Annotated in this window: 18 protein-coding genes; 4 read left to right on the forward strand and 14 right to left on the reverse strand. The window is 42.7% G+C overall.

Annotated elements, in window-relative coordinates:
* The first annotated feature begins 435 nt into the window (after positions 1 to 435).
* Positions 436 to 903 carry an RNA recognition motif domain-containing protein gene (locus AC5FX4_RS00570; protein ID WP_493604620.1) on the forward strand — a complete coding sequence of 156 codons (468 nt, stop codon included), beginning with the start codon at positions 436 to 438 and terminating at the stop codon, positions 901 to 903.
* On the opposite strand, the gene murI is transcribed toward AC5FX4_RS00570, so the two are convergent.
* Positions 900 to 1,703 (reverse strand): glutamate racemase, encoded by an 804-nt coding sequence (murI, locus tag AC5FX4_RS00575; RefSeq protein WP_493604621.1) that lies wholly within the window; start codon positions 1,701 to 1,703, stop codon positions 900 to 902. The two genes, AC5FX4_RS00570 and murI, sit on opposite strands and share 4 nt — an antisense overlap.
* A gap of 41 nt (positions 1,704 to 1,744) precedes the next feature.
* Positions 1,745 to 2,839, reverse strand: a complete 1,095-nt coding sequence (locus AC5FX4_RS00580) for a DUF5610 domain-containing protein (protein ID WP_493604622.1) — start codon at positions 2,837 to 2,839, stop codon at positions 1,745 to 1,747.
* A 185-nt stretch (positions 2,840 to 3,024) separates the two neighbouring features.
* Between AC5FX4_RS00580 and trmA the strand changes: the two genes are divergently transcribed.
* A complete protein-coding gene (gene trmA / locus AC5FX4_RS00585; protein WP_493604623.1) occupies positions 3,025 to 4,122 on the forward strand; it encodes a tRNA (uridine(54)-C5)-methyltransferase TrmA in 1,098 nt (365 codons plus the stop codon).
* Between the two features lie 60 nt (positions 4,123 to 4,182).
* On the opposite strand, the gene AC5FX4_RS00590 is transcribed toward trmA, so the two are convergent.
* The 4 genes from AC5FX4_RS00590 to ccoG all read right to left on the reverse strand — a co-directional run bounded on the left by AC5FX4_RS00590 (position 4,183) and on the right by ccoG (position 7,949).
* Entirely contained in the window at positions 4,183 to 4,815 is a 633-nt protein-coding gene (locus AC5FX4_RS00590) for a thiol:disulfide interchange protein DsbA/DsbL (RefSeq protein WP_493604624.1), read from the reverse strand.
* Positions 4,816 to 4,830: 15 nt separating this feature from the next.
* Entirely contained in the window at positions 4,831 to 5,463 is a 633-nt protein-coding gene (locus tag AC5FX4_RS00595; protein WP_493604625.1) for a thiol:disulfide interchange protein DsbA/DsbL, read from the reverse strand.
* Between the two features lie 18 nt (positions 5,464 to 5,481).
* Positions 5,482 to 6,456 (reverse strand): serine/threonine protein kinase, encoded by a 975-nt coding sequence (locus AC5FX4_RS00600; RefSeq protein WP_493604626.1) that lies wholly within the window; start codon positions 6,454 to 6,456, stop codon positions 5,482 to 5,484.
* A gap of 65 nt (positions 6,457 to 6,521) precedes the next feature.
* Positions 6,522 to 7,949 carry a cytochrome c oxidase accessory protein CcoG gene (gene ccoG / locus AC5FX4_RS00605; RefSeq protein ID WP_493604627.1) on the reverse strand — a complete coding sequence of 476 codons (1,428 nt, stop codon included), beginning with the start codon at positions 7,947 to 7,949 and terminating at the stop codon, positions 6,522 to 6,524.
* Positions 7,950 to 8,223: 274 nt separating this feature from the next.
* Between ccoG and AC5FX4_RS00610 the strand changes: the two genes are divergently transcribed.
* Together AC5FX4_RS00610 and AC5FX4_RS00615 are read left to right on the forward strand one after the other, a co-directional pair.
* Positions 8,224 to 8,583, forward strand: coding sequence for a hypothetical protein (locus tag AC5FX4_RS00610; protein WP_493604628.1), 360 nt, complete (start codon positions 8,224 to 8,226; stop codon positions 8,581 to 8,583).
* Positions 8,580 to 8,786 (forward strand): hypothetical protein, encoded by a 207-nt coding sequence (locus AC5FX4_RS00615; protein ID WP_493604629.1) that lies wholly within the window; start codon positions 8,580 to 8,582, stop codon positions 8,784 to 8,786. The genes AC5FX4_RS00610 and AC5FX4_RS00615 overlap by 4 nt, the downstream gene beginning before the upstream one ends.
* On the opposite strand, the gene AC5FX4_RS00620 is transcribed toward AC5FX4_RS00615, so the two are convergent.
* Genes AC5FX4_RS00620 through AC5FX4_RS00655 form a run of 8 tightly spaced genes read right to left on the reverse strand, consistent with a single transcriptional unit; the run spans position 8,783 to position 14,481 of the window.
* A complete protein-coding gene (locus AC5FX4_RS00620; protein ID WP_493604630.1) occupies positions 8,783 to 9,373 on the reverse strand; it encodes a UPF0149 family protein in 591 nt (196 codons plus the stop codon). The genes AC5FX4_RS00615 and AC5FX4_RS00620 overlap by 4 nt on opposite strands.
* A gap of 9 nt (positions 9,374 to 9,382) precedes the next feature.
* Entirely contained in the window at positions 9,383 to 10,141 is a 759-nt protein-coding gene (locus AC5FX4_RS00625) for a type II secretion system protein N (protein WP_493604631.1), read from the reverse strand.
* Position 10,142: 1 nt separating this feature from the next.
* Positions 10,143 to 10,619, reverse strand: a complete 477-nt coding sequence (locus AC5FX4_RS00630) for a type II secretion system protein M (protein ID WP_493604632.1) — start codon at positions 10,617 to 10,619, stop codon at positions 10,143 to 10,145.
* Entirely contained in the window at positions 10,616 to 11,824 is a 1,209-nt protein-coding gene (gene gspL, locus AC5FX4_RS00635) for a type II secretion system protein GspL (RefSeq protein WP_493604633.1), read from the reverse strand. Before gspL ends, AC5FX4_RS00630 begins: the two co-directional genes overlap by 4 nt.
* Positions 11,821 to 12,801, reverse strand: coding sequence for a type II secretion system minor pseudopilin GspK (gspK, locus tag AC5FX4_RS00640; RefSeq protein ID WP_493604634.1), 981 nt, complete (start codon positions 12,799 to 12,801; stop codon positions 11,821 to 11,823). Before gspK ends, gspL begins: the two co-directional genes overlap by 4 nt.
* A complete protein-coding gene (gspJ, locus tag AC5FX4_RS00645; RefSeq protein WP_493604635.1) occupies positions 12,798 to 13,514 on the reverse strand; it encodes a type II secretion system minor pseudopilin GspJ in 717 nt (238 codons plus the stop codon). The genes gspK and gspJ overlap by 4 nt, the downstream gene beginning before the upstream one ends.
* Positions 13,514 to 13,888, reverse strand: coding sequence for a type II secretion system minor pseudopilin GspI (gspI, locus tag AC5FX4_RS00650; protein WP_493604636.1), 375 nt, complete (start codon positions 13,886 to 13,888; stop codon positions 13,514 to 13,516). The genes gspJ and gspI overlap by 1 nt, the downstream gene beginning before the upstream one ends.
* Positions 13,885 to 14,481 (reverse strand): prepilin-type N-terminal cleavage/methylation domain-containing protein, encoded by a 597-nt coding sequence (locus tag AC5FX4_RS00655; RefSeq protein ID WP_493604637.1) that lies wholly within the window; start codon positions 14,479 to 14,481, stop codon positions 13,885 to 13,887. Before AC5FX4_RS00655 ends, gspI begins: the two co-directional genes overlap by 4 nt.
* Between the last annotated feature and the right edge of the window lie 3 nt (positions 14,482 to 14,484).

The following is a 14,484-nucleotide window of genomic DNA, read 5'->3' on the forward strand; positions in this document are numbered from 1 at the left end:
GTACGAGTGCCCACACAGATGATTGCTTCATATTTTTAAAGAACGTTTCGAGCTGCTTTCGCGTCTCGAGGGATGTGCATTCTAAGCATTCCCGATTTTTTGTCAACACTTAATTGAAGTTTCTTTTTTAGAAGTTTCAAGTTTAAGTTTTACTTGACGCTGACTCGTTGCTGCTTTGCTTATTCAGCGTAGCGCTCCGTGTCAGTGGGGTCGCATTATAGGGCGATCCTTTTTTTGATCAAGCGTTTTTTTATTCTTTTTGTTTGTTTGCACATTAAGCGAACAAAAACGCTTCAAATGCAGTTTTTTGACTACTTTTGATGCAATTTCCTGAGCTATGCCTATTTTTATTATTGCGAAGTTTATTTATCTCGTTAATATAGCTTCCTTATTTGTTAATTTAATGTTTATCCTCTGTTTATTGGTAACTCTATTATGAAATCATCGTCTCAAAAGTCTTTTATTATTACGCTAGCACTAGCAGTTGTGGGGTTTATTGCGGCACAATTTTTATTTTCTAATGTTGAAATTAGCGCACCGATCACCTTAGCTGTCGGGATCTTAATCGGTGGCTTGGCAGTTATTGCAACTTCTAACACGCCAGCATCGGATCCTGCACAAGATGTAGCAACTAAAACACTCTATGTCGGCAACCTACCTTATAAAGCAAACGAAGGAGTAGTGCGTGACTTATTCGCACAGCAAGGACAAGTATTCAGTGTTCGACTATTAAAGGATAAGAACACAGGTAAACGTCGTGGTTTCGGGTTTGTGGAAATGGCAGAACAAGATGCCGACAAAGCAATTGCCCAATTAAACGATAAAGAATTTCAACAAAGAACGTTAAAAGTTCGTGCTGCAAAACAAAAGCAGTTTGAAGGAGATGAATCAAACGCTTTCTAACAGCCCAGCTCAATAGGTAGCAGTTTTACTTCCTTATTGTATTCAAACACACTTGGTGCCGTTGCATAGAAACGTAACGGCATCTCATTTTTAAGACGGTTATTTTCAAGTTTATCCGCCAATAAAAACCGTACTCTATTCGCAATAGCACTACCTGAATCAACAAGCGCTACCTTATCTCCATAAAACGCAGCCAAAGACTGTTCCAAGATAGGAAAGTGCGTACAACCTAAAACAATACAATCTACATCAGGGTGAATACCGATGTGTGATAATTCCTTGGCAATGGCCTGTTCATCTAAACACTGTTGCCAATAATACTGCTCAGCTAACCGCACAAGTTTTGTCGATTGATGTAAATCTACCTGACAGTGCATCGCATGGCAGGCAATTAAATCACGCGTATATTGGTTGCTTGATGTGGCCGGTGTCGCCAGAAGTGCGATACGTTTCGTTTGGCTTAGCGCAGCAGCCGGTTTAATCGCAGGCACAACACCTACGATGGGAATATCTGTACACTGGCGAGTGGCCGCAAGTGCATAGGTTGACGCGGTGTTACACGCTATAACAATAAGGTCGACTTTTCGATGAAAGCCATCAAGGCGCTGGACCAAACACCTTAACCGTTTCTGGATTGTTTCTTCGGACTGCAGTCCATAAGGCAGCAGCGCATTGTCCATCACATAGCTATATTCAGCAAATGGGAGTTTGGCACGAATATGCTCCAGCACACTCGTACCTCCGATACCTGAATCAAACACCAATATGTGAGGCAAAGCACAACCACTAGAAAATAACACTTGCGCGGCAGTGTGCCATGCAACACATTAAAAATAAATGACTACTCAGCGTCTTTCTTATCTAACTGACTAAAAAAGCCTTGTGCGTAATCAAAAAACTCTTTTAATCGAGCTTGCCCTTCATTCAACCAAGCAAGTATATCTGGCAACTGCTTTTCAATTCCCAGCTTTTTGCCTTGATCGTGAATATTTTCCAATTGCTTGTCTAAGGGCTGTAGCCCTTTCTCTATCTCTTTGATCGGATTAGACTGCTGATATTGGCTGATTGCAGCGGTCGTTTTAGATTGACGGAGATCCATGGTGAAGTTCGCAATCTGATCACTATCTATATTTAATGATTTTGCTTTATCAAACGCATCGTCATACTCACCTGAGAAAAATAAGTCACTGACATTGCGTACGTCTTTCATCATCTCATTAATTGCATTTTGCTCTTCTTGACTAAGCTCGCCATTGACGACAATCGAAAAGCTAACTTCATGCTGCGTTTGCTGGCCAACCGCAAGACCATGTTCATTGCCCTTTTGACTATAAGCCGCAGCCTTTGACTCAGAACGCGCATCACTGAAGGTAATTTTAACTTCATCACCTTCTGCCGTCGTAAAACTGTATTCGGCTTGATTCGATAAGCTCGCATATTGGGCTTCACTCACTTGCATCGACTGTGATTTAGGACTAAATAATGACTCTTCAAACTCATCAAGTCCTTTAAAAATACCATCACGCGCTTTTTCAATTCCCTGTTCTATTTCATCATTATAGGAATTCGCCCCTTTTAACTCTTCAGTGGCTTCATCAATCCCCATTTGCACACCCTTACGCGCTGCGCCTAGCATCTCTTTTAACTCATCGTCATTTTTGCCGTCAACTTTTGCCCGTTTAACCGCCGCAGTTACGAAATCCAATACATTTTTAGTAATGGCTTCAAAATCAAACAATGGCTTTTCTTTCTCAGCTTTTTTTTCTATACCGAGTGCCTGTGCTAATTTATCGTCTAGCACCATAGCAGCCAGTTTATTTTTATCACCGAAATAACTATCTGAATTTAATTTTACACTGGGCATAAACCCATTAGGCCTATTCGCCTTATTAGTCAGTGCTGGGTTAAGCAGCTGATGTAATTGTCCTATTTTCATAACATGGCTCCAAATATCGTGGTCATCGTGTGTTCAACACAACCATCCGTTCCTTGTTATCGACCAAAATAAACTTAGCTTAAGCACTTTTAGTATAAAAAAGAAACAATTTTTGTGCGATAAACTGGACAAATCGACAACGGCCCCTAAAATAGCGCGTCTGAATTTTGCAAGGTACTTCTTATATGGCTGTCATTTTAATAGATACTTCCGAATACGAGCAGCAGCTCGGTGAAAAACAACAACGCATCAGCGCACAATTCGCTAAGTTTAATGCGCCAGAGTTGGAAGTGTATGACTCGCCAAAAACACAATATAGGCAACGTGCCGAATTCCGTGTTTGGCATGAAGGCGACGCTCTATTCCATATTATGTTTGATCAGGCAACAAAGCAGAAAATCCGCGTTGATCAATTTGATCCAGCCGCGCCGCTGATCAGTGAAATCATGCAAGTCATGATGGATAAACTCCGTAATAACGAAGTCTTGCGTCGTAAGCTCTTTCAAATCGATTACCTTTCAACGCTTAGCGGGGAAATATTAGTCAGCCTGCTTTATCACAAAGCACTTAATGAACAATGGCAAGAAGCGATGCAATCACTGCGTGCTGAATTACAACAAACGTATAAAATTGATTTCATCGGTCGTGCTCGCAAGCAAAAAGTGATCTTTGGTGATGATTTTGTCACAGAAAAACTCAACGTGAACGGCCAAGAATTCATTTATCAGCAAGTTGAGAACAGCTTTACGCAGCCAAACGCCAAAGTGAATGAAAAGATGCTGGCTTGGGCACAATCAGTGTGCGCACCTCTGAACAATGATTTACTCGAACTCTATTGTGGCAACGGTAACTTTTCCATCGCGCTGGCTGGCAGCTTTAATAAGGTGCTAGCGACAGAAATTTCTAAATCATCCGTTCACTCAGCCCAATACAATATCGCTGCCAACAAAGTTGAGAACTTAGATATCATCCGTATGTCGAGTGAAGAATTCACTCAAGCAATGAAGGGCGAACGTAACTTTTCAAGGCTCAACGGTATCGACTTAAATGATTACAACTGTCAAACTATTCTGGTGGACCCTCCGCGAGCAGGGATGGATGAACTAACCTGCCGATTAGTCTCAAACTACGACAATATTATCTATATTTCATGTAACCCTGACACATTAGAGCGTGATCTTGAGTTGCTATGTGAGACACATACAATCTCCCGCATCGCGATTTTCGATCAGTTCCCATACACACATCATGTAGAATCGGGCGTATTTTTACAGCGTAAGTGACAAACTAAAGAGTATAAAAAAGCCTCGTGATAACGAGGCTTTTTTGTATTTAAAAGTGGGTTATTTCGTTGCCAAGTAATTGATCAAAGCACTGATCTGCTCAGGCGTTGTCGTTTTTGACTCGCGTAATAGCAACTTGTATTTACCGTTTACGATAAATGTCGGCACGCCACTTAATGCGCCTTTTTCTTGTAACTGCTCTTGATTACGTGCCATGCGAGACGCTTTGGTACGAACCGAGAAGCTTTTGTATAACTTATCAAATTTCTCGCCATCAACACCTTGTGATACAAAAATATCTTTGATGTCAGCAAGCTCGTTAATTTTTCCACGCTTTGTATGAATGTGTGTAAACAACGCAGAAACAATGGCATCTTTCTGTGGTAAAACAGCAGCCGTCGCCAACGCATTTGCCATCATTTTTTGAATTTCAGGATCACGTGAACCAACAAAATCGACGTGGCTTTTCTTAAACTTAACGCCCTCTGCAAGCTTAGGCTTAAATTCAGCAATCAATGGCTCAAAGGCATTACACGCAGGACAATAAAAAGAGAAGTATTCTGTTACTTCTGGTTTTTTAGTTCCGCGCTCAGACACTACTTCGTAATGTACGCCCTCTTCATATTGCACGGCAGCGTTGGCCAGCATAGGCAGCATCATTGCAATGACTGTCGCTTTGATTAATTTCAACATTGAGATCTCCAATTCTTATTTTTCTAGTAAGTGTTTTACTAATTCGTTTAACTCTTGCTGACTTTTCAGCGAGCGCATGTTCACTTGATATTTATCATTGACGATAAAGGTAGGAACACCTGTTAAAGCGCCAATTTTACCAAAATGTTCTTGTAGGTCTTGCATTTTTTTCTCTTGCGCAATCACCAACATGCTACTCAGTTGTTGGTCAAATTGCGCTTCACTAATACCATGACCGGCAAGTAGCTTTTTAACTTCTTTAATATCCGTCAATCTGTTACCTTTTTTGTGAATGGTATCAAATAAGTCTGCTGCTACTTCCTTACCTTTGCCCATCTGATTGGCAATAATATAGGCATAGCTCAAGTTACTTTGCACTTGTGCTGGAATACCACCTAAAAAGTTCACGTGGCTCTTTTCGAAACTCGCTCCTTTAGGTAACCCCTGCTCTAAGGCAATTGCAATCGGTTCAAATTGATAACAATGCGGGCAATAGAACGAGAAAAACTCGGTCACTTTCGCGTTTGTACTCTTTGGATTATCAAGTGTTTTGAAATGTGTACCATCAACAAATTCAGCCGCACTCGCAGCAAAGGCCATAAGAGGAATACATAGAATCAATAATGATTGTTTTATTATTTTAAACATAAAAATCTCTTTAATTTTTTAAGGAAATAAGCTCAAAGCAGGTTCATGCAAAATGGCGTATTGTTCTTTTAAAGCCAAAATTTGTTGTTCCCAATATTTGTCTGTCGCAAACCACGAAAAGTTCCGTGGAAAAGCGGGGTCCTGCCACCTCGTCGCCAACCAGCCCATGTAATGTACCATTCGCATAGCTCGCAACGGTTCAATCAAATTCAATTGTTGTTGATCAAACGAATTAAACTCTTCATAACCTGATAGCAAGGTATCAAGTTGTATTATCTGTTCTTGTTTGTCGCCATTGAGCATCATCCATAAGTCTTGGATCATAGGTCCTTGTCGACAATCGTCTAAATCAACCAACATCAAGTTATCACCTGACCACAGAATATTGCCAGCATGACAGTCACCATGCAAACGGATCTGCTCAACTTGTTGGTACTCATTCTCAGTCTTAACAATCAGTTGTTCTAGAATCGTCAACAATGGCGTTTCTAGTTGCATCGGGATCAACTGGCTATCTATAAGCGCGGTTCTAGCGCGATGAAGATAGTCTTGGCAATTAATACTTGGGCGATACTTAAATTGATGGTTCCCAGCAACGCCATGCATTCGGCCGATATAACGCCCCAAAACTTCTAACTGATCTAGATTGTCCATCTCAAACTGGCGACCCCCAACACTTGGGAACAGCGCAAAGCGATAACCTTGATAGTGAAAAAGGCTAACCCCATCCCGTTTTATGGGTGCCACAACCGGTACTTCTGAGGCTTCGAGATCAAACGCGAATTGATGCTCTTCTAATATTTGCTCGTCACGCCAACGCTCGGGGCGATAAAACTTCACCACATATCGGCGGTTATCGTCTGCTTTGAATTGGTAAACTCGGTTTTCATAGCTGTTTAGTGCTAACAAACCTGACTCAGGGTAGATACCAACACTTTCGATGGCATCAAGCATAAAATCGGGCGTTAGACCGGCAAAGCAAAATTCACTCATAGTTGTCTCTGTTATAAAAAAAGCGGGAAAAACCCGCTTTCATTGTTATGCCCTAGTGTACTGGACTATTTGCCTTTAAAAAAGTTCGTTTGCTGTATCAACTTATCTTCAGGGGCATCTGTTGGATGAATTGAAAACTCAAACTCAGTCACAGGCTTTTTCAAATCATATGGGTCGATGATCACCGATAAAGGCACATCCATAGAACGCCCTGCTTCAACCGTCACCTGCTGCTTGCCTAGCAATTTAAAATGCTCTAAGCCTAACACTTCAATAGCAAAAGTTTGTGTTTGTTGCGCCTTGTTGATCACTTTTAGGGTATAAGTATTTTCGACTAAACCTTCAAAGTTAACTCGGTACAACTGATTTCTATCGCGAATAATATCCAACTCCATTGGCTTACGCATAGCGATATTGACGACCAAAGCACCAGACAGGACTAATAAAATACAAAGATAGCCGACCAATTTACCGCGAATAGGTTTGGTTTTTTCTGATGATGTTTCTAAGTTGCGCTCCGTCGTATATGAAATTAGGCCTTTTGGATAGTTCATCTTATCCATCACACCATCACAAGCATCAATACATGCACCACAGTTAATACACTCGTACTGCAGGCCATTACGGATATCTATGCCTGTCGGGCACACCTGCACGCAAAGGTTACAGTCGATACAGTCACCTAATTCCAACTCTTTTGGATCTTGTTTTCTTGAGCGAGGACCGCGCGACTCCCCCCGTTTCGCATCATAACTTACGGTAAACGTATCTTTATCGAACATTGCAGATTGAAAGCGCGAGTAAGGACAGATATGCAAGCACATGATTTCACGCATCCATCCCGCATTACCATAGGTACACACGGTAAACACCGCAATGCTCAGTAACGCATAACCGCTCACTGACAATGTGAGTAGATCGAGGACTAGCGCTCGAATTGGTGTAAAGTAGCCTACAAACGTTATCGCAGTGTACAGTGAAAATAAAATCCAACTGCCATGCTTGGCCGACTTGCGCCAAAGCTTGTCAAAATCCATCGGTCGTTGGTCTAGCTTTTTCCTTTGATTGGCAGTGCCTTCAAACTTTTCTTCAAACCATATGAATATAAAAGTCCATACCGTTTGTGGACAGGTATAACCACACCATACACGCCCATAAAAAGTAGTAACCAAAAATAATGCAAAGGCGGCTATCATCAAGATGAATGCCAAAATGGTGAGATCTTGAGGCAACAAGGTGAGCCCAAAAATATTAAATTTTTGCTCAAAAATGTCGAATAACACCGCCTGATGACCGTGAAAGCTCAGCCAAGGCAGCACCATAAATGCGAGCATGCCAACAAAGCCGATACGCCTGCGTAATATCTGATGTAACCCTTGTACAGCGCGCACATAAATACGGTTTCTTGGGTTAAACCTATCAGGCTGGAGATTATCCGGCTTTTGAATTTTTACATCGGTGGGAATATTTTTGACTTTGATCTGCTTGTCCATCTAAGCTCCTTAAGCCGCCATGATCGACAGGTACTTGCTACAGTGACCTTAATGTGAATAGGGGTATTATAAGCAAGCTTAGCAGCTGATTGATACCTGCAAACAGCTATAACGCTTAAATAAAACTGTAAACTGCAAATTTTTAGATGGCTTAACCTTAGCGTATGGTCAGAGTTTACGATTAGCTTCATTGCTTGCTTTTAAGTCAGCTATTTTATTACACTGCAGAGTTTATCAATGCTACTGAGATCAAAGAATTCTTGAAAAGCGTATTATGAAAAAGTTTTTATTATTATTAGCTGTGGTTGTCGCGTTGTTTACCACCGATTTGGAGATGGTAAAACAACCAAGAGATAAGCTTATTAACGACGTCATCGCGGTATTGGGCGAATCGACAAAAGTGCAAAGACCCTCCTTAGCACGAGTTGCTTTGCTCAGCATAGAACAGCAGGTCGAGCTAACACCTGAACAACAAGCGCACTTGAACACTGAGCTTGCAAACGACCTTGCATTGCGTCAGTTTTATCAGCAATATTGTAAGGAAAGAGAAATGAGCCTTTACTTTTTTACCGATAAACTTGAGACCATATGCGATCTTATCGAACGAGCAGCAAGTAAAACAGGGACTTTATGATAGATTTTACTCAACTGAATAAACAGCGTGCAGCCTCTTTTAACAAACAAAAGCAGTTGCTTAAAAAGCTCAGTGCTGGACAAACAATCTTGTGTGAAACGTGTAGCGCGCCGTTAAAGCTCAATTTAGCGGTAGACGCATCACAAAAAGGGCACGTCTGTTGCGCAAAAGGCTGTACTCATATTGAGCTGGAGATTGCCTAAAAGCTCTCTTCATCCTCATCGAATAACCCGCTCGCAACCGCCACATTTTCTATCAACTGCGCGTAGCTTGGCGCGAAATCTTTGGCAAGAGCAGTTTGCTCAGAGACAAAAATTTGCTCATCGCAATTAAGTTGTTCGCAATAACTGCGCACTTGTTCTGGTGACAATGAAAAAAAGGCTAATTGTTCAGTGGCCATTTGCAGCGCTTGTTTTAAATCTTCCGACAATTCATGCGCCTGTATAAGATATTCAAAGTAAGGTTGAGCGCCTTGTAAAAAGCCAATGCTCCATTCTTGTTTACTTTGATATGCCGTCATTTCTGACCACGGCAATGCGTACTGCTGTGAGAAAACCTGCTCACTGATTTGGTGATGCAATGCCATCAAAGCAAACACAACTTCTTCAGACAATTGCGCATCATTGGCTGTTATTTCATTGAGCCATTGTTCAACTTCTATCGCCGATGGACTACAGATCAACGCAAACAAATAACCTTCTACCTGTGACAAGGTCATTGCAGAAGGTCTATTCACCAAATATGCTCTCAACAGCGCTTGATGCTGCTCGGTATAGTTAAACTCTAACATCACACTATTTTATAAATTAACGGGATAGCGGCCTTCGCTATCAGGACGACCCAAAAATTTCACCGCGTCGTGTACTTCTTTTGGTAATGAAGGGTCGGGTTTGATATTACCCGCTACACGAAATTGGAAGTTATCAGCCAAAGTCGCATCAGCTTGTAATCCTAAGCGATTTTCTGGATCAACAAGCACTGCAATATCGCCAGATTTACAACTTAGGCTGCCAGCCAAAGGACCAATCTCAAACCAGCCTGTTAAACCTTCAACAGAAATACCTGGGCTACGGATCTCACCCTTTAGTGCTTCGCAATAGGGTGCCCCACTATCGTATTGGTCAATATCGAGCAGCACGCGCCCTTTTGCATTAACGGGTAACGGCAAAGTCACTTGTGACATGGCTTGTTCCACATTAAAGCGTGCCATTGCATCAGACAATGAAATTGTTTGATCAAACAAACCCACATTGAAATCGGTTCGGCCCGATAGCTGTGATTTATCTCGCGCATTACCAAAGCGCAGATCACCTTGCACATTGCCAATTAACAAGGCAGGTGCATCAATACGCCAGCGAACATCATCAAGCTGTACATTGCTGACTCTCAGTTCGCTCACTTGGCCTTGCCAAACAGTGCCCGTCACAGCCCCAATCTGCAAGCTGGGTGGTAACTGTTTACCCGCTAACTGCAATGCCAATGATGCTGGCATGTTGTACAGAGTGAACAAGGCAAACGCGAATATAAACGTAACGACTAGGCTAATGGTCTTTTTCATTTTAATTCTCTAACAGCAAACGACTAACACGTACAAAGCCCGGTGCACTATCTAGTGCCAGATCCAAACTATCCACTCTCACGCCATGCTGATTGGTTAATTCGTCTAACCAGGCAACGAGCTTATTAAACTCAACAGAGTCTATAGTGAGGCGCAATGCTTCGTTACTCGGTTGCATTTTGCTGATGTTAATTTGATATTGGCCACGCGTGCGATTCACCAATGCAGATAAGTTACCAGAACGGCCAGTAGTATTGGCAGACGCACTGTGTTTAAGTTTGCCGATACTGTTATTGACCCATGCCACTAACTCCTGCTGACGCAGTTTATCTTGTTGTGCTTTTTCGACTGCGCTATTGAGTGGTTTAAACACCCCCATGATCAGTACAAAAATGGTGAAAACGATGGCAGCAACGATCAACAGCTTTTGTTCTTGCTCCTTTAAGGAGTGCCAATATTTTAATGCTTGCTGCTTCATACCTCACCTCTTAAGCGGATCTCACCGATTACTACGTCACCATCATTGTTCAAAGACCCTTGCTGGACCGTCAAGCCGCGCTGCTCCAAAATGGCTTTCACCTGACCAAATGTTTGGAAACCGTTGGCGCGCGCACGAATTCTCAATTCATTACGGCGACTGTCATAGCGCAGCGTTTCCGGTGTAAAGTTCTCTACTTCACCGTAAACGGCCACTAAATGGTTGGTTAACTCTAAAAAACCGCCTTGCTGTGTACCACTTAATCCCGCTAATTCCCCTTGAATTTGCTTTTTCAGCAGGTGCGGACGTACAGTCTTGCCGGGGAAAGCTTTTTGATAACTCGCCACCGCTTGCGACTTAAGCTCGTCGGCTTGTTTTTGCAGCATCATGAGTTGGGTGCCTTTCACCACCACAAAACAACCTACGGCAATACTTGCAGCCAACACGCCGCTCTTCCAATCTCGCCACCACTGCGGTTGTTTCTTTTTCGCCGCAAATTGACCTTGACGCAAATTAAACGATGTACTGCTTAAGTGCTTGGTAAACAAAGCCAAAGGCAAGTCATATTCTGCTTCTTTTGCCTCTTTTGGCGCAATATCAGGTATGCTCTCTGCGGGGCTGTAATGGACTATCTTTTGCGGTTGTAGCGCATATAAATAATCCGCGCCCCAACTTTTTTCAATCGCACTAATATGCCACTGACCATGGCGGCATAACCATTGTTCGCCCAGCTCGATCATCGTCAGCGTATCATCATCAATATACGGCAATAGCAATGCATCAGGTAATACACGCGTCAATTCAATGTCATGCTGTGCAAAAATATCAAACCAATCTTGTAACCACGTTTTGTCACAAATAGCCACTTGCACGGTGTGCTTTTCACCGTCCATACTCGGGCCAGAAATGGCAATAAACAACTCGTCCACATCACAGGCAATTTGCTCTTCGAGCATAAACGGCAACGCCTGCTCCAGTTTGCGATTCCACTTCGTCGGCAAATTGACCGTCTTAAGTTGTACTTGCGCTGCGCTCAATAGCAAGATAACTTCTCTACTTTGCGCTTTTTCTGCTAATTGTGACAATTGCTCAGCATTGTCTAGTTCGCCACTGGCGATGATTTGCTCATCCGCTGATGAAAACACCAACCAATGAATCGGGTTATTAGGTGACTGATCCGAGCGGATCACCAATTTTTCTGTCACTGTACGCCTCCAAATTTTCGCGCCAGTATGGTTGCTTGACCTTGATTTATTTGAATAATTGAGGTCATTGCAAAGCGTCTATCATCAAATAGGGCTTTTGCGCGTAACTTAAAATAATTGCTGTTAATGGTAAATAACTCTTCACTTTGTTTATCAACTTTTGCTCCTTGATTACGAGCTTCAGTAAAGAATTCATCAATATTATCAAAACCTTTTTCTGGCCTAGCTGATATCACCGCTTGTGCACCTGATTCACTTAACCCATCCAACAAGGCACTGAGTAATAATGCTTGTTCTGGTTTAACCGTGTTTACATTCACTTTGAGTTCGGTACTGCCTGGGATCACACACACATAAGGCGCTATTTTTTGCATCACTAAAGGGTTAAACCCTTTGATGATGCGCAGCTCCGAGGCAGATGCCAACATATTATTCGCGGCTAAATAAGGCATTTGTTTAGACATATATTCGTCTTCTTCAGCACCTGAACGAAAGGTTATACTGTCTTCGTCAAGCCAATCATAAACACTGTCTGCCAGCGCTTCTTCACTTTCTTCTATGGGTAAGTCTTCAATGTTTTTCAGCAAAGACAACAAAGCTTCATGTGCCGGATTTGTCGCATTAACCGATGCCCCTGTTTTTTTGGGCTCACGCAGCGCATTGAGATTTAAGCATGCCTGTAAATCCGTAACTTGGCCACTTAAAGTACCATGGTCAACGGGGTACGGCGTTTCGCTGAGTGCCCATGGCTGACCTAAGTGCACCTTATCGGGGTCATCTTTTTTACTTTCTAAAATCACCTTTTTGACCAGCTCTTCTGCACCATAGCTATACCATTTTGCCTGCTGGTGCGCTTGAATATTCTGGGCTCGCTGCACTTGTACCATCAGGTTTGCAGCCATTTCTGCGGCAATGGTTGCCGCCAGTGCGACAATAAATAAAACGATGATTAAAGCCGCGCCATTTTGCTTATTCATGAGCGACCTCCTTGAGAACCACCCGAATCGCGCTGTCCACCATTTTGTTCATCGCCTTGGTTCTGTCCAGAACCCTGGTTTTGTCCAGAACCACTAGAGACTGCCTGTTGCTCTTTACCATTGCCTGGCGTTAAAAATAAACGCTTAATTTCAGGTGCATCTTTCAATTTCAGTGTGACCGCAACGGCTAGAGGCAACGCCTTCTTTTTCCAATCGCTTTGCCACTTTTGTTGGTCGTCTAAAAATTCGAATTTGAGTTCTTCAATATTTTCAATGACGACCTGTGAACGCGGCTCTGCACCGTCTAACTCATCAACGTAAATTCGATAAATACGCTCTAGTTTGTCATCGATGACTCGATAACCAACCGCTTGTAACTCAGAGCGAGGAAGCAAGCTGATAGGATTGGTCCAACCATCGCGTACAAAGGCAATACCATCAAACTGGCTTTCCAACACATAACGGCCATGTAAAATGTAACTCGGATTGATATCACCCGATTCATTGCGTACTTCTCGCTTAGTCATTTGGCTAAAATCTTGATCCATCAAACGAAACGTCGTTTGTAGCGCTTCAATTTCGGCAATGGTTTCTTCAGACGCTTCTTTGGCCTTAATTGTTGAGTCTAGTATCTGATGGGTCACCATCACCACAACCGCTAAGATCCCTAATGCAACCATGACCTCTAAAAGAGTAAAACCACGTTGGCGCATTATGACTTACCTTTAAGCATAAAGGTCGTGAGGTCGTAAACCGAGTGCTTCAGTGCTTCGTCTGTATAAACTTCTACAACAACTTTAACGAAACTGGGATCCGCTGTTGGCACCACTTTCTGTTGCCAATACCACATCTGTCCGGCAAGCTCTTCTTCGCCTTTCTTGCCATTTGTTCCCGCCCATTTTTCTGCACTTGCACGCATTTCTACAAGTCGATTTTCAGCAACCCAAGACGCATAGGTTTGTTCTTCTAAGCTAGAAATATGGGTAATGTGTTCTCCGGTTGCTTGCATGGCTGCAATCCCCGCCATCGCGCAAATACTCATGGCAACCATGACTTCTAGTAGTGTAAAGCCAACCGCACGTTTCATGATTGCGGTTCCTTACGCAATTTTACCGGAGCGATAAATTCACCTTCGATATAAAACACAGGCTCTCTTTGCTCCGCCAACTCTAAACTGATTTGAAATGCACTGACCTCACCTGAAGAAAGAATAAGCACTTGTGGCACTTTCACCTTTCTCAGCTCCAATAGACTCTCGTCGTCATTCGCGCCCATCAGCTCTTGCCAGTTGGATTGCTCTAATAAGTTATCCTGTGACCAAGCTAAATCTTCGGTGATCAACTGCGCACGGAATTGCTCTGTAAACTCTATCGGTTTGTAGAGTTCTTCAGCTTCAAATTCAGTCCAGGTTTCACCGTCAAATACCAGCATTTCCAGTGTGTTTTTTTCTAGGCGCAAGCCTAGTTCGACCTGATTCAACACCGCAAATTCGGAAGCAAGATTGATCACGCTATGTACTTTCAATGCTTGTTTTTCAAGTTCTTCTTCCATGTCGCCACCAAAACCGTAGGCAACCAACTTGGTCGCAAAAGCAATGATCACGATCACCACGAGAATTTCAATTAAGCTGAAACCTCGTGATGATTTAGAAAAAGCGTGGAAGGATCTGCGGTGTGCCATATA

It is taken from the genome of Pseudoalteromonas sp. ATL1 (genome assembly GCF_058933015.1).